The organism is Aurantibrevibacter litoralis (genome assembly GCF_034651555.1).
GTDB classification, from domain to species: domain Bacteria; phylum Bacteroidota; class Bacteroidia; order Flavobacteriales; family Flavobacteriaceae; genus Aurantibrevibacter; species Aurantibrevibacter litoralis.
The window spans coordinates 147,814-165,845 of the sequence record NZ_JAYEEQ010000004.1 but is presented as its reverse complement, the minus strand read 5'-3'; the positions used below and the strand labels follow the sequence as shown (position 1 = coordinate 165,845).

12 protein-coding genes are annotated in these 18,032 nt (G+C 41.6%); 6 read left to right on the top strand and 6 right to left on the bottom strand.

Going from position 1 to position 18,032, the window contains the following annotated elements; all coding sequences use genetic code 11:
- The first annotated feature begins 8 nt into the window (after positions 1–8).
- The 3 genes from U1E44_RS05585 to U1E44_RS05575 all read left to right on the top strand — a co-directional run bounded on the left by U1E44_RS05585 (position 9) and on the right by U1E44_RS05575 (position 3,036).
- Entirely contained in the window at positions 9–482 is a 474-nt protein-coding gene (locus tag U1E44_RS05585) for a TspO/MBR family protein (protein WP_322930067.1), read from the top strand.
- A gap of 302 nt (positions 483–784) precedes the next feature.
- Complete coding sequence (gene glpK, locus U1E44_RS05580; protein ID WP_322930066.1) at positions 785–2,275, top strand: glycerol kinase GlpK; 1,491 nt, start codon at positions 785–787, stop codon at positions 2,273–2,275.
- A 32-nt stretch (positions 2,276–2,307) separates the two neighbouring features.
- Positions 2,308–3,036, top strand: a complete 729-nt coding sequence (locus tag U1E44_RS05575; protein ID WP_322930065.1) for an MIP/aquaporin family protein — start codon at positions 2,308–2,310, stop codon at positions 3,034–3,036.
- Between the two features lie 54 nt (positions 3,037–3,090).
- Here U1E44_RS05575 and U1E44_RS05570 read toward each other — a convergent pair whose 3' ends face one another.
- The 6 genes from U1E44_RS05570 to U1E44_RS05545 all read right to left on the bottom strand — a co-directional run bounded on the left by U1E44_RS05570 (position 3,091) and on the right by U1E44_RS05545 (position 11,013).
- A complete protein-coding gene (locus U1E44_RS05570; protein ID WP_322930064.1) occupies positions 3,091–4,365 on the bottom strand; it encodes a BaiN/RdsA family NAD(P)/FAD-dependent oxidoreductase in 1,275 nt (424 codons plus the stop codon).
- Positions 4,365–5,057, bottom strand: coding sequence for a glycerophosphodiester phosphodiesterase (locus U1E44_RS05565; RefSeq protein ID WP_322930063.1), 693 nt, complete (start codon positions 5,055–5,057; stop codon positions 4,365–4,367). The genes U1E44_RS05570 and U1E44_RS05565 overlap by 1 nt, the downstream gene beginning before the upstream one ends.
- A gap of 68 nt (positions 5,058–5,125) precedes the next feature.
- Complete coding sequence (locus U1E44_RS05560; RefSeq protein ID WP_322930062.1) at positions 5,126–7,006, bottom strand: alpha-amylase family protein; 1,881 nt, start codon at positions 7,004–7,006, stop codon at positions 5,126–5,128.
- Between the two features lies 1 nt (position 7,007).
- Entirely contained in the window at positions 7,008–9,317 is a 2,310-nt protein-coding gene (locus U1E44_RS05555) for a glycoside hydrolase family 65 protein (protein ID WP_322930061.1), read from the bottom strand.
- Complete coding sequence (gene pgmB / locus U1E44_RS05550) at positions 9,318–9,974, bottom strand: beta-phosphoglucomutase (RefSeq protein WP_322930060.1); 657 nt, start codon at positions 9,972–9,974, stop codon at positions 9,318–9,320.
- Between the two features lie 16 nt (positions 9,975–9,990).
- On the bottom strand, positions 9,991–11,013 hold the full coding sequence (locus U1E44_RS05545; protein ID WP_322930059.1) for a LacI family DNA-binding transcriptional regulator: 1,023 nt from the start codon (positions 11,011–11,013) through the stop codon (positions 9,991–9,993).
- Between the two features lie 376 nt (positions 11,014–11,389).
- On the opposite strand from U1E44_RS05545, the gene U1E44_RS05540 reads away from it, so the two are divergent.
- The 3 genes from U1E44_RS05540 (at position 11,390) to U1E44_RS05530 (ending at position 18,001) form a co-directional block, all read left to right on the top strand.
- A complete protein-coding gene (locus U1E44_RS05540) occupies positions 11,390–14,515 on the top strand; it encodes a SusC/RagA family TonB-linked outer membrane protein (protein ID WP_322930058.1) in 3,126 nt (1,041 codons plus the stop codon).
- A 16-nt stretch (positions 14,516–14,531) separates the two neighbouring features.
- Positions 14,532–16,166 carry a RagB/SusD family nutrient uptake outer membrane protein gene (locus U1E44_RS05535; protein WP_322930057.1) on the top strand — a complete coding sequence of 545 codons (1,635 nt, stop codon included), beginning with the start codon at positions 14,532–14,534 and terminating at the stop codon, positions 16,164–16,166.
- A gap of 347 nt (positions 16,167–16,513) precedes the next feature.
- Entirely contained in the window at positions 16,514–18,001 is a 1,488-nt protein-coding gene (locus tag U1E44_RS05530) for a xylulokinase (RefSeq protein WP_322930056.1), read from the top strand.
- Positions 18,002–18,032: the final 31 nt, after the last annotated feature.

Below are 18,032 nucleotides of genomic sequence, written 5' to 3'. Positions count from 1 at the left end.
AACTCAATTTGAAAAAGAAACTAACCTATATCAGTGTTGCAATAAGTATTTGCCTTGCCATTGGCTTCCTGTCCAGTTTGGCTACCCAAAGTTCGGTAAACGATTGGTACCTTACCTTGCAAAAACCAAGTTTTAGTCCCCCTAACTGGGTATTTGCCCCAGTATGGACGCTTCTCTATATTATGATGGGCGTAGCGGCCGGTTTGGTATGGGCCAAGGGGTTTTATCATATATGGGTAAAAACCGCTTTGTATCATTTTGGTTTTCAATTGCTACTCAACGCACTTTGGAGTATTGTTTTTTTCGGATTTAAAAATCCCTTTGGAGCATTGCTGATAATTCTGAGTTTGCTTATTCTTATACTGTTTACTATAAAATGGTTTAGAGTGGTAAGCAAAACCGCAGCGGCTTTACTTATTCCTTATTTGCTTTGGGTTGGTTTCGCCACTATGCTTAATTATAAGATTTGGGAACTCAATTAAATCTTAAAGTTTTTTTTCGTTTCGGAGTTTCGCCTCATACAAATACTACCTAGCTGTGGTGAGTTGCAAAAGGATTGTACAATGTAAAAAAATGTTTTCTGTAATTATTTAGTAAATTCAACGCCAAATACATAAAGAAAGTAAGCTATTTTTAGTAGTTTAGAAACTTTTGAGGGATATATGCGTGTGGAATAAAAAAAATAGATACGATGACATTATTTTTAAATTCACCCCAACAACTTGATGAAAGTTACGCCATGCTGTTCTGAAAAATCCATGATAAAAACAAAATAAAAAGACCCATGAATAAGTTTATCCTTGCCTTAGACCAAGGTACTACCAGTTCCCGTGCCGTAGTTTTTGATGAAAAAGGAACTATCGTTTCCGTTGCTCAAAAAGAATTTACCCAATATTTCCCAAAACCGGGATGGGTAGAGCACGATGCCGTTGAAATTTGGTCTACACAGGCTGGTATGGCTGCCGAAGCCACGGCAAAAAAAGGACTTACCGGTGCCGATATTGCGGCCATAGGGATCACCAACCAACGCGAAACTGTGGTAGTTTGGGACAAGAAAACAGGTGAACCCGTGTATAATGCCATTGTGTGGCAAGACAAGAGAACCGCCGATTATTGCGATACCTTAAAAAAAATGGGAAAAGAGTCCATGATTCGGGAAAAAACAGGATTGGTAATCGATGCTTATTTTTCGGGTACCAAAGTAAAATGGATTCTAGATCATGTAGAGGGTGCCAGAGAACGAGCCGAGGCGGGAGAATTACTTCTAGGCACTATAGATACATGGCTTATTTGGAACATGACCAAGGGTAATCTGCACATCACAGACGTTACCAATGCCGCCAGAACATTAATGTTTAACATAAACACGTTAGAGTGGGATGATGAGCTCCTAGAATTGCTTACCATTCCCAAAAGTATGTTGCCGGAGGTAAAGCAATCCAGTGAGGTATATGGGCACACCCACCCCAATTTTTTTGCCGTTAAAATTCCGATTGCGGGTATTGCCGGCGATCAGCAAGCGGCATTGTTTGGGCAAATGTGTACAAAACCCGGAATGGTAAAAAACACCTATGGTACCGGCTGTTTTATGTTGATGAATATCGGTGACACACCTATCGTATCAAACAATAACCTATTAACTACCGTGGCATGGCAAATTAATGGAAAAACCACCTATGCGCTCGAAGGTAGTATTTTCATTGCTGGAGCGGTGGTGCAGTGGCTGCGCGATAGTTTAAAAATTATAAAAAATTCGGCCGATGTCGAAAAATTGGCGGCCTCTGTGGAGGCTTCAGAAGGGGTGTATTTTGTGCCTGCCTTTGCCGGACTGGGTGCACCGCATTGGAATCAAAGAGCGCAAGGTTCTATTTTTGGCCTTACTCGGGGTAGTACAGATGCCCATATTGCTAGAGCGGCTCTAGAATCTATTGCGTATCAAACCATGGACATTTTAAAGGCTATGGAAGCCGATTCTGGCGTTTCCATCAAAGAATTACGGGTTGATGGAGGCGCTACCGTAAATAAGATGCTGATGCAGTTTCAGGCCGATGTCCTTAATACCGTTACCGTAAGGCCCAAAATTGTGGAGACCACTGTTATGGGGGCGGCCTATCTCGCCGGACTGGCTGTAGGGTATTGGAAAGACCTTGACGAAATTCAAGAAATTTGGCAAACCGATATCCATTTTAGTCCTACCCAAGAAAGAACAGCTATAGATGCTGGCATTACCGGCTGGTACAAAGCCATCGATGCGGTACAATATTATTCTAAATAAAAAACCCAAATCCTAAAAATAAAGAAGAAGATATGACTCCATTTATCGCGGAAATAATAGGAACTATGTTGTTAATCGTCCTCGGAGGCGGTGTGGTTGCCAACGTAGTGCTCAACAGCACCAAGGGAAATAATAGCGGTTGGATCGTTATTACCACAGGATGGGCATTAGCTGTGTACGTAGGCGTAGTGGTAGCCGGCCCCTACAGCGGTGCTCATTTAAATCCTGCGGTGTCTGTAGGCTTGGCCATTGCGGGAAAATTTGCGTGGCAGGAAGTGCCGCTTTTTGTGCTAGCACAAATGATAGGAGCCATGATAGGCGCATTCTTAGTTTGGTTGGTATATAGGGATCATTTTAATGCTACCGACACAAAGGGATCCAAAATTGCGGTTTTTTGCACGGCACCGGCCATTCGCAATCCATTTAGCAACGTTATAAGTGAAATAGTGGGCACTTTTGTGCTCATTTTTACAATTTTGTACTTTACCAACGCCAGCATTTCCGATACGGAAACCGTGGTAGGTTTGGGCTCTTTGGGCGCCATTCCTGTGGCTTTTTTGGTATGGGCTATAGGATTATCGCTTGGGGGTACTACGGGCTATGCTATTAATCCCGCAAGAGATTTAGGCCCTAGAATTGTGCACGCCTTGCTTCCTTTAAAAGATAAGGATTCCAGTGATTGGGAATATGCTTGGGTACCCATTGTAGGGCCTATTGTGGGCGCTGCTATCGCCGCAATTTTAATGCGTTTATTGGCTTAAATACCGGCGTTTTCACGAAAGGTTTGCCAAATGGCAGACGCATTTATTTTGTATCTATTTTGTTTGAGCTATAGCTTGGGCAGCAATATAGCCACCGGTCCATGCATTTTGGAAATTAAATCCGCCCGTAAGGGCGTCTACATTAATCACTTCTCCGGCAAAGTATAAATTAGGATGTAGTTTACTTTCAAATGTTTTAAAATTAATTTCCTTTAAATCGACACCTCCGGCCGTAACAAACTCTTCTTTGAAGGTGCTTTTCCCATCGACTTGAAATTCAGAACTGCAAAGATGTTGGGCTAATTGTTGCAATTGATTTTTGGAAATATCGGCCCATTTTGTGGTCTCGGAAATGCCAGACGCTTTTACCAAATTAATCCACAACCGCCGCGGCAGTGCTACGGCATGGGTGCGCAAGACTGTTTTTTTTGCTTCTATGTCCTTCACTTCCAGTAAGTAAGGAAGAACTGCATTTTCATGAAAATCGGGCAACCAATTTACCCGAATCTTAAATTTATAATCGTAGGTGTTTAAAAGTACTGCGCCCCATGCGCTTAGCTTTAGAATTGCAGGCCCGCTTAATCCCCAATGCGTAATTAATACCGGACCTTCGCTTTGTAACAAGGCCTCAGGAGGCGCCAAGCTTTTTAGAGGAACGGTAATTTTAGAATTTTGTTTCGATTTCCCCGTAATCATAACCCTTGCCGTAGTACTTACCCCCGGAATACCTATAATGCGATCGTCCTTAATATTAAAGGTAAACAAAGAGGGTACCGGTGGTACAATGCTATGGCCTAATCCTTTGAGAAGTTCCCATATTTTAGGATTACTACCAGAAGCTACTACAACTTTTTGTGCTTGATATACCTTTCGAATCGACTGCACCTGCCAACCCTTTTCGCAGTCTAATGGTTGTATGGCTATAACCGAACTATTTTTGAGAACGGTAATACCCAACCGATCGGTTTCTTGCACAAAACAATCGATTACACTCTGAGACGTATTTGATTCCGGAAAAATGCGTCCGTCAGCTTCAATTTTTAAAGGCACATTGCGCTCCTGAAAAAAGGCCATAGTCTCTGCACTGGAAAAAGTATGAAAAGGCCCCAAAAGTTCCCGTTCCCCTCTGGGGTAATTTGTGGTCAACGCCCTAGGATCAAATTCGGCATGTGCTACATTACAGCGACCACCACCGGATACCTTTACCTTGGTAAGCACCTCTTTGCCGCGTTCCAGTATGGCAATGTTTAACTTCGGATTTGCCAAAGCCGTTTGGATTGCCGTAAAGAATCCGGCAGCTCCGCCTCCTATAATTAAGACATCGAGCATTAGCGTACGCGCTCAGGAAAGTTGGTAATGATGCCGTCTACATGTAGTTCTTTTACGCTGGCGATATCTTCCGGCTCGTTCACTGTCCAGGTATAAATCTTGAAACCGGCATTTTGTATCTGCTTTGCGTTTTCCGTGGTGAGCTTCTTAAAATACGGATTTATGGCTACAGCTTTTAATTCTTTGGCAACCGGAATGGCATCTAAGGGATCTTCATCTTCTGTAAGAACGGCAATGGCAATGTCCGGATTGAGTTTTCGAAATGCCTTTAATTCATCCCAACGAAAGCTCGATATCACAAAATCATCCAAGGACCATCCTTTTTCTTTAATGTAGTAATTGATGATAAAATTGGTTCTATCGGCAGTATTGGCACCTTTTAACTCAATATTTAATCGGGTTTTATGGTCTATGAGCTTTAACACATCTTGCAGCAAGGGTATTTTATGATTTCCATCTAAAGTTAGTTTTTTTAAATCTACCACATCATAATCCTCAATACGGCCGCCTCCATTACTTAATCTTTCCACAGTTTCGTCATGAAATACAACAATTTCACCACTGTGAATCTTAAAGACATCTATTTCTATCATATCTACCCCAAGATCCATAGCTTTCTGAATGGATGCCAATGTATTTTCTGTTTCGTGCCCCATGGCTCCGCGATGCCCTATGACTAATGGTGTATTCATATTTGTACAGCTTAAAAGAATAAAAAAGAAGGAAATGCTTAAAAGTGATACGGTTTTGCTCATAATAGCTACAAATTAATTCTAAAAATAAACGATTCTAACGGACGAAGCACCACCTCAATTTTCCCTACACCATCTTGAACGGAAAGCCGATTAAAAGCACCGTAGAGCGCATCTTCGATCTTGTATTCTCCGGGTGAAAGGTTCCATTGGGTGATGATTTCCGGGGGAATCTGAAGCTGAAACGAATAGGTGTCGTTGGCATCAAAATTGGTAGTTACAACGATTTTTTCATCAGCGACCCACCGTACATAAGACAGCACACGATGATTATAATTTTCGGTATGATCTCTATTGTAATAATGGATATCCCGATACGCACCCATAAGCGCTTTACTCGCTTTGGTAAAGTTGAGCAATCGCTTATAAAATTCTCGTAGTTCCTTTTCTTCCGGACGAAGCTGGCCTCCATCAAACTTTTTATTGTTTACCCAACGTTGGTGATGGGGCACCCCGATGTAGTCAAAAATTGACGTGCGAGAGGGGCTTCCAAATCCGGCAGCTTCCGCTCCGGGTTCACCCACCTCTTGTCCAAAATAGAGCATCACCGGGGCTTTGGAAATGGTAGCAGAAACAACCATGGCCGGTTTCCCCTTTTGGGCATCTCCGGCAAACTCCGGACTCGCTATACGCTGTTCGTCATGGTTTTCCAAAAACAATAGCAAATGAGACGCAATATCTTGGTAGCCATCTTGTACTACAGGAATGTGGTCGGTCCAGCCATAACCCTTCATAATGTGTTTCAGAGAATCGTACATTTCTACCTTATCGTAGAGGTAGTCCATTTTTCCTTTAAAAATATAATCCCTATACCGCGAAGGGTCGTACACTTCGGCCAACAAAAAAGCATCCGGATTTTTAGTTTTAATATGTGCGTTAAGGTAACTCCAAAATTCTACGGGTACCATTTCCGCCATATCGTATCGAAATCCATCCACCCCGTGATCGATCCAAAAAAGAGCAATGTCTTTAAATTTTTTCCAAGAAGAGGGAACCTCTTTGGTGGCCCAAAAATTGAAATGTTGCTGGTAATCTTCAGTGGCATAATGCGCAGGAAGGGTGTCAAAATCGATACTGCCATCGGGCCTAATGCCGTAATTAATTTTAACCGTCTCGTACCAATCGTTAAAATCGGGCTGTGCCAAACGCGATCCATTACCGGTCCATTTTGCCGGTTTCTCGGTAAATTTTCCATCGGCCATTTTATGATTTTCCCCTCCTAAAGGCAGGTATCCGTCTTTCCATTGAGGTACTTGGAATTCTGATCCCGGAATGTAATAAAAATCATTATTTCGGTGATACTCCACGGAGGTATCATCATTTTTTCCGAAAGGAACTACGCCCTTTGGTGATGTTTTGCCTTCATAATTTCGTGCCACGTGATTGGGAACGATATCAATAAGGAGTTTTAACCCGGCCTTATGGGTTCTTTGGATAAGGGCTTTAAACTCTGCCAAACGGTTTGCAGGATCTTCTGCCAAATCCGGATTTACGGAGTAGTAATCTTTAACAGCATAGGGCGATCCGGCCCTGCCTTTTACCACATCGGGGTCGTCGTTAGAAATGCCGTATGTGCTGTAATCGGTAATTACTGCATGATGGGGAACGCCGGTATACCAAATATGCGTAACGCCCAGATTTCTAATTTCTTGTAAGGCAGTATCGGTAAAATCACTAAATTTTCCGACGCCGTTTTCTTCAATTGTGCCCCACGGTTTATGGGTGGTGTTGGTATTTCCAAAAAGACGCGTAAAAACCTGATATACGATCTTTTTACTTTGTGTTTCATTCATAATTCCGGTTTCCTGTTGCAGTTCTTTCGTTTTGCTTTGACATCCGAGACATACGGCAATCAACATAAAAATAAAACCTGCAAATCCCCTTTTCATCTTATACTACTTCCGTTTTTCCGGGATTCAATTCCACGCGTTTGCCATTAACACGTAACGACATGGGTGCGGTGCCCTGATATTCGAAACTGGTTTTTTTATCGGTCACCGTAACCTTTAATATACGATTTCTAAAATTAATTTTAAACGAGTAGGCCTCCCATTGCGAAGGAATTCTGGGAATAAAGGAGAGTTTGTCATCGATAACGCGCATGCCCCCAAAACCCTCAACAATGCTCATCCAAGTTCCGGCCATAGACGTAATGTGCAAGCCTTCTTTTACTTCCTTATTATAATCATCTAAATCTAGCCGTGAGGTACGTAAATAAAAAGTATAGGCTTGTTCCATTCTGTTGAGCTTGGCCGCCTGAATGCTGTGAACACAAGGCGATAAAGACGACTCATGTACGGTAAAGGGTTCATAAAAATCGAAATGCCGTTCTAAAGCTTCAAGGGAAAATTGATCTTCAAACAAATAGAATCCTTGCAAGGTATCGGCTTGTTTAATATAAGGGGAACGCAAAATTCTATCCCAACTCCATTTTTGATTAATAGGGCGCTCTTTTCGATCTAAATCGGCCACAGTGATTAATTCTTTGTCTAAAAAGCCGTCTTGTTGCAGAAATATATCTCGTTCTTTGTCATAGGGAAAATACATTTCCTTGGCTACCGTTTGCCATCGTTCTGTTTCGGATTCTGCTAATTTGGTTTTGCCTATGATGCGGTCGTAATCTTCCGGATAACCATCCTTAACCTTCATTAATTGCTCTAAGGTATAGGTAAGACACCATTTTGCCAGATAATTGGTGTACCAGTTGTTATTTACATTATTTTCATATTCGTTGGGGCCGGTTACGCCCAGAATCACAAATTTCTGCTTCGGAACTGAAAAAGTGGCCCTTTGGCTCCAAAATCGGGCGATGCCAATAAGCACCTCCAACCCCATGTCCGGAATATAAGAGTAATCTCCCGTAAAACGATAATAATTATAAATGGCAAAGGCTATGGCGCCGTTGCGGTGTATTTCTTCAAAGGTAATTTCCCATTCATTATGGCACTCTTCCCCGTTCATGGTGACCATAGGGTATAGGGCTGCGCCATTGGTAAAGCCTAATTTTTTGGCATTTTCAATGGCTTTTTCTAAATGGTCGTACCGATATTTCAACAGATTACGAGCCACTTGTTGGTCTTTGGTGGCCATGTAAAAAGGAATGCAATAGGCTTCCGTGTCCCAATAGGTACTGCCTCCGTATTTTTCGCCGGTAAATCCTTTAGGGCCAATATTAAGTCCGGAATCTTTACCCAAATACGTTTGGTTAAGATGAAAAATATTAAAGCGTATGCCTTGCTGTGCCTTTACATCTCCTGAAATGGTAATATCGCTCATTTCCCAAATTTTAGCCCAGGCCTTTTTCTGATTTTCCAATAATCCATCAAAACCCAAGGTGGTGGCTTTCGCTAAAGCTTCTTTAGCAGCAGCAACAAGATTGGAGGGCTTATGCCTTCTGGAAACCGTATATCCGCCGTACTTAACAAGCGTTACTGTTTCTCCGGCTTTTACCTGCACCGCATAATCCAGACCTACACGTAAATCGGCTACCGTTGCGATTCCCTCATCGAATACTTCGCTATCGTTATGGGTAAGATGCGCCTGCATAAAGGTGCAGGTTGCAAAATGGGTCTTCATGGTATGCGCCTCAATAAAGGCCTGATTGCCTTCGGAAAAAACGTGGGTAGTATTCCAAAATTTATCGTCCCAATTGCTGTCAACATTGGTTATGCCACTATCTAAATAGGGATTAAATGTAATGTCTAAATCGCCACTGAGCGCCTTTATTTGATACTTAATAGCACCTACTTCATCTAAATCGAGACTTAGAAAGCGTGTTACACTAACCTGTACTATATCCTTATTGTTGGGGAGGGTTGCCACAAATGACCGTTGATACCAGCCCTCTTTCATATTCAGTTCCCGCTTAAAATCTACTACTTTTTTACAGGTATGGAGATCTAAGGGTTGCTTATTAATACAAATATGGATACCGATCCAATTAGGGGCGTTGAGCACTTTTGCAAAATATTCGGGATAACCGTTTTTCCACCAACCAACGCGGGTTTTGTCGGGATAATAAACACCTCCTATATAACTGCCTTGAAAACTGTGTCCGGTATAGGTTTCTTCAAAATTAGCGCGTTGCCCCATGGCGCCATTGCCCAAACTGAATAAACTCTCGGAGGATTCTACCTGTTCCGGGTCAAAACCTTCCTCAATGATAGACCACGCATTCGGAATAATATAATCTTGGTTCATTTAGTGATGAATTAGTTCTTTTAAAAAATCGATATTAATTTCTTTAAAATTATGAAAATTAAATTTAGCAGCACGCAACACCTCAGAATCCCCAATGCCCACACTCACCATACCGGCTGTATTGGCAGCTTCAATACCCGCTAAGGCATCTTCAAAAACCACACAATCTTCTGGCGCAACGCCTAGTTGGTGGGCCGCCTTTAAAAAAACTTCGGGATCGGGTTTTGCCTTGGTAACCTCATTGCCATCCACAATAGTATCAAAATAACACAAAAGATGTACCTTTTCCAAAATTGGGCGGGCATTTTTACTGGCAGAGCCCAAAGCCATCGGGATATTATTTCCCTTTAAATAGTTCAGCACCTTGGGCACGTCGGGGAGTATTTCCGACGCATCCATTTGGTTTATATATTGCAAATAATCTTCATTTTTTTCAATGAGCCACGCATCGATCTGTGATTGTGTAGCTTTTTTGTGTCCCATTTCTAGCAATAGCTCCAGACATCTTTTTCTGCTTACTCCTTTAAAAAGTTCGTTATCACTTTGAGTAAAAGGGATACCGAGATCGTCGGCCAATTTTTTCCAAGCGAGATAATGGTATTTTGCGGTATCTACTATAACGCCGTCCAAATCAAATATAAAGCCAATTTTATTCATTATCTATGTTGTTGTATTATCGTTTTCGTGTAGATTCCCTTTCAATTAGGGTTGCCTGCACTACTTCTTGTACGTAGATTTCTTCATCCTTATTAGACTCTACTTTTTCAATAAGAAGACGTGCCGCTATTTCTCCCATACGCTCACCGTGCTGTGCCACTGCCGTAAGTGTGGGACTTGCATATTTGGATAGGATGCCATCCGTAAACCCAATAAAAGAAATATCTTCGGGTATTTTATACCCTTTTTTTTGAGCGATACGCATGCAGTGCATGGCAAAAATTTCGTTCACACACAATACGGCATCAACCTCATGGTTGTCAAAAAAATGTTGAATTACCGTGTCATCAATATCCCAATAGGATAGCTTAAGGATTAAATCTTCGTTCGTGGTAAGCCCATGATCCCGAAGCGCACGCCGATACCCATCTCCTCGTGCCATGCTTACACTAAAAAAGTCCTCGGTTGTAACCAAAGCTATGTCCCTACAACCACTTTCTATTAATTTTGCAACGGCAGTAAATGCAGCTTCTTCATCGTTTATAACTACCTTATCGCAGATGATGTCCTCCGTAACTCTGTCAAAAAGCACCAAAGGAATCCCCTGTTCGGTAACTTCCCTTAAATGATTGTAATCTTTTTTTAATTGTGTTTCTGCCGAAAGTGCCATGATAAAACCATCGATACTGCCATTGGCCAACATCTCCATATTGATTACCTCTTTGTCAAAAGATTCATCGGACACACACACAATGACATTGTAGCCGTGGCCGTTGGCATACTTTTCTATGCCTCTAAAGACCGTAGTAAAAAAGTGATGTACAATATCTGGAATTATGACTCCAATATTTTTTGTGCGCCTATTTTTTAAGCTAACGGCGATATTGTTGGGTTTGTAATTGTAAAACTTGGCGAAGGCTTGGATTTTGTCTTTGGTATCCTGACTTATTTCATCACTGTTTTTTAATGCCTTGGACACCGTAGAGATGGACACTTCCAATTCACGGGCTAGCTGCTTTAAAGTGATCTTTTGTTTCAATTTTCGTTGCGATGATTTTTGCCGACGTGAAGTTAAAGTTTTAAAAAAACTTTAAGCGATAAAATATTGTATTTTTAACATCTAAATCTGGTTGAGTGATATTAATGACAGTTTCTGTTCTCAAGATCATATTTAATTAATGTCTTGAAAATTCCTATTTTTCATCAAAAATTACTATTTTCGCACAAACACTATCCTAGTATTGAGAAATGTATATTCAAATGCACCTATAATTTAGAGTATACCAGTTATTAAAAGTTATGAACACGAAACCGTTTTCGTTTCATGGATAAATAGCGACAGTCATTTTTTAACATTATTTTTTTCTAAGTTTAACCCTTGAATTAAAATTAACTCAACTTAAAATTAACAATTTATGAAGATTACGCTACTAAAAAGCTTTTTGCTGTTCGGTGCCTTTTTGTCTTTTGGCCTAGCAAAAGCACAGGATGTATCAGGTACGGTTTCAGATGCCTCAGGCCCCTTGCCGGGTGCCAGTATTGTCGTAAAGGGAACTACCAACGGTGCTCAAACCGATTTTGATGGTAACTATTCCCTTAGCAATGTGCCTAACAACGCTACCTTGGTTTTTTCGTACATCGGTTTTAAATCGGTAGAAATTGCCGTTAACGGAAGAAGTACGATTAATGTGACATTAGAAGAAGATGCACAGGCCTTAGATGAGGTTATTATTATTGGTTATGGTACTACCACCTTTAAAAGCACTACTGGTTCTGTTTCTTCGGTGACCTCAGAAAACTTCAACGCAGGGGTTATTGCCTCTCCGGAAGAGTTAATCCAAGGTAAAACCGCAGGGGTTCAAATAACCCAAAACAGTGGTGAACCGGGTGCAGGTGTTAACATTAGAATACGTGGTTCTAATTCGGTACGATCTAATAACAACCCTTTATTCGTGGTTGATGGTGTGCCTTTAGGTGGTGGAAGCGCCCCGGGTGCCGGTAATACCGGTTTTGGAGATTCCGAAACAAGAAACCCCTTAAACTTCCTTAACCCTGCGGATATCGAAAGTATGAGCATCCTTAAAGATGCGTCTGCAACGGCTATTTATGGTTCCAGAGGAGCGAATGGTGTGGTCATCATTACCACCAAAAGCGGTAAAGGAAGTGCCGGCGGGGTATTCGAGTTCAGTTCTTCCTTAAGCATCTCTGAACCAGCTGAAGAATTTGATTTGCTTAATAGAAATCAGTTTCTAGCGGCGGTAGGTCAATTCGGCGGAGACCCTTCAGCTCAAGATTTTGGCAATAATACCGATTGGCAAGATGTAGTCACTAGAACCGTAGCTTCCCAAAATCAAAATTTGTCCTATTCCAATAATTATGGTAAGGGAAATGTAAGAGCTACTCTTGGTTATGGGAAACAATTTGGTATCATAGAAAATTCTTCCTTAGAAAGACTTACGGGTAGAATTAATGCAACACATCGTTTTTTAGAGGATAAACTAACCATTAATCTACAAACGACTATCTCTAGAGTAAATGACGAAGCAGCACCCTTAAGTGGAACCGCAGGCTTCCGTGGCGATTTGTTAGGTGCTGCCTATTCTGCAAACCCTACCTGGCCCAACAACCCCGGTTTTGACACCGGAGGCCAGTTAAACCCTGCCACCGTATTGGCTTTTACACAAAACCTAACCAATACCGACAGGTATTTACTTAACGGCTCTGCAGATTATAAATTTACACCAGAATTATCGGCCAAGGTGAATGTTGGTTTCGACAAATCTAAGGCATGGACTAATTCTGCATCCTCATCATTAGCAAGAAACTTAGATCGAGGTGTTTTTGGCAACGGTCGTGCGGTATTCAATAATCTAAATGTAGAGAACAGATTATTGGAAGCTACTGTAAATTATACAAAAACATTTGGAAATTCGAATCTGGATGTCCTTGTCGGGTATTCTTTCCAAGATTTTCAACGTTGGGGTCGAAATGCAGAGGGCTTTGGATTCAATACAACCGACATGAACCAAATGAGTACCGATTTGGCACAAAGCGCAAATGCAGCTCAAAACAGCATTGATGGTAGTTTTCAGCAGTTTGGATACGATGCGCGCTCCAATCAAATGTTTGTGAACCGGCTATTTCCAGCGGTAGTAACTGACTTTGTAACGGTACCTGTTGATTCCAGAGTACGCTCATTGGTTGCTGACACCTTTGATGTTACCGATGAAATACAATCCTTTTTTGGACGAGTTAATTATACCTTAGCTGATAAGTATATCTTTAGTGCTACTATTCGCGCGGATGGTTCTTCTCGTTTTGGACCCGATGAACAATATGGCTATTTCCCTTCTGCATCCTTTGCTTGGCAATTGGCAGAGGAAGATTTTATTGGCGATGCTTTTTCAACTCTTAAGCTTAGAGTAGGTGCCGGTCTGGTAGGAAACCAAGAAGGTCTTGGGTTTGGGGAATTTGTGCGCAGAACACGTTTTGCAGGTGTTGGAATTGCTGATGGTGGCGATGCCAACCCTTCCGGAACCGTTGCCGTAGCCACGGCCAACCCAGATTTAAAATGGGAAGAAACATTAGATTTAAACCTAGGTATCGATTTTGGGTTTAATAACGATCGTTTTAATGGTAGTTTGGATTTTTACCGAAAAGAAACGGAAGATTTGTTGTTAAGAACGCCGGCACCGGCACCTTCTACGGATCCCTTTTTCTTTAGAAACTTATCTGACGGCACGGTCGTAAACCAAGGTGTTGAATTGGCTTTAAATTACGATTGGATCAGAACTGCCGATGTAACCTTCTCTACCAGTTTTAACATTGCCTATAACGATAACGAAGTAAAAGATTTTGATGGATTTATCGATACAGGTGCCATTCGCGGGCAAGGTCTTTCCAATGCCTTTGCGCAACGTCTAACCGGTGGACGCTCCTTATTCTCATATTATATGGCTGTTTTTGAAGGTTTAGATGCCAACGGACAGCCTACTTTTAAAGATGTAGATGGCAACGGAAGTATAGATACAAGTTTGGACAAAGAGTTTGTTGATAAAGATGCACTTCCCAATGTAACCACAGGGCTTTCCTTGAATTTATCGGTTAAAAACTGGGATTTTAGCACTTTCTTTACTGGGCAGTTTGGTTTTTATGTGTATAACAACACCGCCAATGCCTTCTTTACCTCCGGTGCAATTTCCAATGCCAGAAACGTAATTCCTTCCGTAGTCAATAGCGGGGAAGCTCCCGGTACCGCTGCCGATGTATCTACACGTTATTTAGAAAAGGGTGATTTTGTAAGATTGCAGAATGCGAGTGTTTCTTATAACGTGCCTGTGAGTGGTGAAGGTCTTTTTAAATCATTCCGAATTTCGGCTACCGGTCAGAATTTATTTTTGATTACAGATTATACAGGATTAGATCCTGAAGTAACGACGAACACCGGAGATTTAGGCAGTGGCATCCCATCTGCAGGTATTGATTTAACGGCGTTCCCAAAACCTAGAACGGTAACCATTGGAATTAACGCAACATTTTAATTATAAAAAAATAGTCATGAAAAGAATGAAATTTAAATCGTATGTATTGCTGGCATGCACCGCAATATTTGCAATCTCCTGCACCGATCTGGAGATCGAAGAGGTGGATTCGCTTATTACCCCAACGAACCCCGACGGCACCACCTTTAATGGAGTTTCCGACGTAGCCTCAGCTCTTGATGGTACTTACAATGCAATTGGAAACAATTATGGCAATCAAGAAAATGAATTCGCCTTGGGCGTAGTTACTACCGACGAATTTCTAATTCCTACCAGAGGTACGGATTGGGGAGATAACGGCTTATGGCGAGTACTTCACCAACATGCCTGGAATTCGCAACACCAATTTGTACAAAATGCTTGGAATGGGTGGAACACTACCCAATTACAGGCTACCGAGATCATTGATCCTAAAAGTAACGCCACCCCGGCACAAATTGCTGAGGCTAAATTTTTAAGAGCACTAAGCCAATTCCATATTTTGGATATGTGGGGCAAAGTTCCTGTACGGGATTTAAGTCTACCACCAAGTGTCTTACCTGAGGTATTGGATGGCCCTACCGTGGTGGAACTTATCATACAAGACCTTAACGATGCCATTGCAGGTTTACCCACTGTGGGTCCCGGTTCTTTTGAAAGTACTCGTAAGGCAAGTAAAGCCACTGCACGACATCTTTTGGCGAAGGTTTTATTAAACAAGCATGTTTATAACGGATCGGGAACACCCTCGTCTGCTGATATGGCACAAGTGGTTAGCCTTGTTGACGCTATTGCTGCTGATGGTTTTGCACTGCAAGAAGGTTTCTTCGACATATTTAGAATTGAACCCGATTCTGAGACGATTTATTCTATTAGAAATGATACGGGACCTCGGATTTTTAATACCTTGCACTATACACAAGCGTTCGAGCAAGGTGGCGGATGGAATGGTTTTAGTACGTTGGCAGAATTTTATGACCTTTTTGAAGGCGATCCTAATGAAAATTTGGGCACCGTAGATGGTACGCCACTTAGCGGACAAGAAGAACGTAGAGGCTATGTGCCTCCACGTGGATTACCTGCGGGAGCTCCCGGTACAAAAGACGATAATGGCGATGGGTTTGCAGACGGATCTAACGTTGGTTTTGGCTTTTTAATTGGTCAGCAATACGACATTGACGGCACCCCATTAGAAGATCGTTCCGGTTCCAATCTACTAAAGTTCTCTAGAGACTTTGTGGATGGTACTGGCGCAAAGAATCTTCAAAATAATAATGAAGTTACCGGAATACGTCTTTTGAAATATAACCCGCGATATGGGGAATTCCAAGGACATCAGGTTATCTTTAGATATGCAGATGCTCATTTAATGAAAGCTGAAGCCTTATTCCGTAGTGGTGGAGATCCATTACCTTTAATAAATGAGCTTCGTGTTTTAAGAAACGCTACCCCCTTAGGTTCCATTACGGAAAGTGATATTTTAGCAGAGAGAGGAAGGGAATTGTATACCGAACGATGGAGAAGAAATGATCTTATTCGTTTTGGGCAATATACCAGAGATTGGGAATTTAAAGACCCTAGTGCGGTGAATAATCCGGACAAAGAACTTTTCCCGATACCAGCAACACAATTGATTACAAACCCTAATTTGGAGCAAAATCCGGGGTATTAATAAAAAGCGTATTATTTTTAAGTGTTTTAAGAAGACCACCTTACGAGGTGGTCTTTTTTTTGTAGCTATTTTTTAGGTCAAAGGGAACTTGATAACAGAGAACGCCCATTGTATTGAGGGGTGTATGCGGTGCTTTTAAACATTCAATAGTATGAGTGTTTTGGGAGTAACTCGCGCCATCTTGTATATTTCGTTTTATTTCGCTGCTCTTTTTAAATGCAAGGGGCGTGTGTAGTGTAAGGGTACTGTATTAGACCAAAAGCAGGAAATCAAATATGAAAAATTACATTTGTACCCTATTTCTAAAATTGATACCTTCAACCCCATTAATTAAATGTAAAAAACACATGTATTATATTGGTTATGATATAGGGAGTTCTTCTATTAAAACGGCACTTGTGGAAGTTAGCTCGGGCAGAAGTATTGCCGTAGTTAGCGAACCCAAAAAGGAGATGGATATGTTGGCATTGCGAAACGGATGGGCAGAGCAACATCCCGATGATTGGTGGAAGCATGTATGTACCGCCACCCAAACCCTCATAAAAAACCATAATATTGACCCAACGGATATAGTAGGTATTGGAATATCTTATCAGATGCACGGTCTTGTGGTGGTAGATGAGACAGGTGTACCACTTAGAAATGCAATCATCTGGTGCGATAGTAGAGCGGTAGCTACGGGGCAAGAAGCCGTTGAAGCACTAGGGGAAGAAACCTGTGCTGGTAAATTATTGAACGCTCCGGGTAATTTTACCGCCTCAAAGCTGAAATGGGTAAAAGATAATGAACCTGAGGTATACGCCAAAATTGATAAATTTATGCTCCCCGGGGATTATATCGCCTATAAATTAAGTGGTGCTATCGCAACCACAATTTCTGGATTGTCCGAAGGGATTCTGTGGGATTTTTCTACCCAATCCCTCGCAAAATGGGTATTAGATTATTATGGGATTAACGAAGATGTCGTGCCAAACCTTGTGGATACATTTTCCATTCAAGGGCATGTATCGGAACAAGGCGCAATAGAATCGGGTTTGGCACAAGGCACGCCCATTTTATACCGTGCCGGAGACCAACCGAACAATGCGCTGTCATTAAATGTTTTCAACCCCGGAGAAATAGCGGCTACAGGTGGTACCTCCGGCGTTGTGTATGCCATCACAGACAATATGTCTGTTAAAGAAAGTGCTAGGGTAAATAACTTTGCCCATGTAAATCATGGAAAAGATCATCCTAGAATAGGTAAATTGCTATGTATCAACGGCTCAGGAATACAGTACAGATGGCTGTTGAATAATTTGGGTGTTGCATCTTACGATGAAATGAATGACTTGGCCCAAGAAATTCCGATTGGGGCAGACGGGGTGGTTATACTTCCTTTTGGCAATGGGGCAGAACGTATGCTTCATAATACGGAACTTGGAACAAGGATACTTCATCTTAACCTTAACAATCACCATAAAGGGCATTTGTGTAGGGCAGCTTTAGAAGGCATTGCATTTGCCTTTGTATATGGTATGGAGATTATGAAATCTGACGGCATTCCCTCAGGAGTGTTACGAGCCGGAAACGACAATCTTTTTCGCTCCGACATATTTTCCAATACCATTGCTACCTTGTTAGATGCTGAAATCGAAATTTACAACACTACGGGTGCCATCGGTGCTGCAAGAGCTTGTGTATTGCATAAGGGAGATTTTAATACCTTTGGGGAACAGATTATGAAAAATGACTATGTACAAAGTTTTAAACCTTTGGCAAAGAAGGAACCCTATCTTTTGGCCTATAAAAGATGGAAGAAAGAACTGCAAGTTCTTCTAATGAGCAAACAATAAGGCTTTAAACTATCCTTAGCCAAGGAGAATT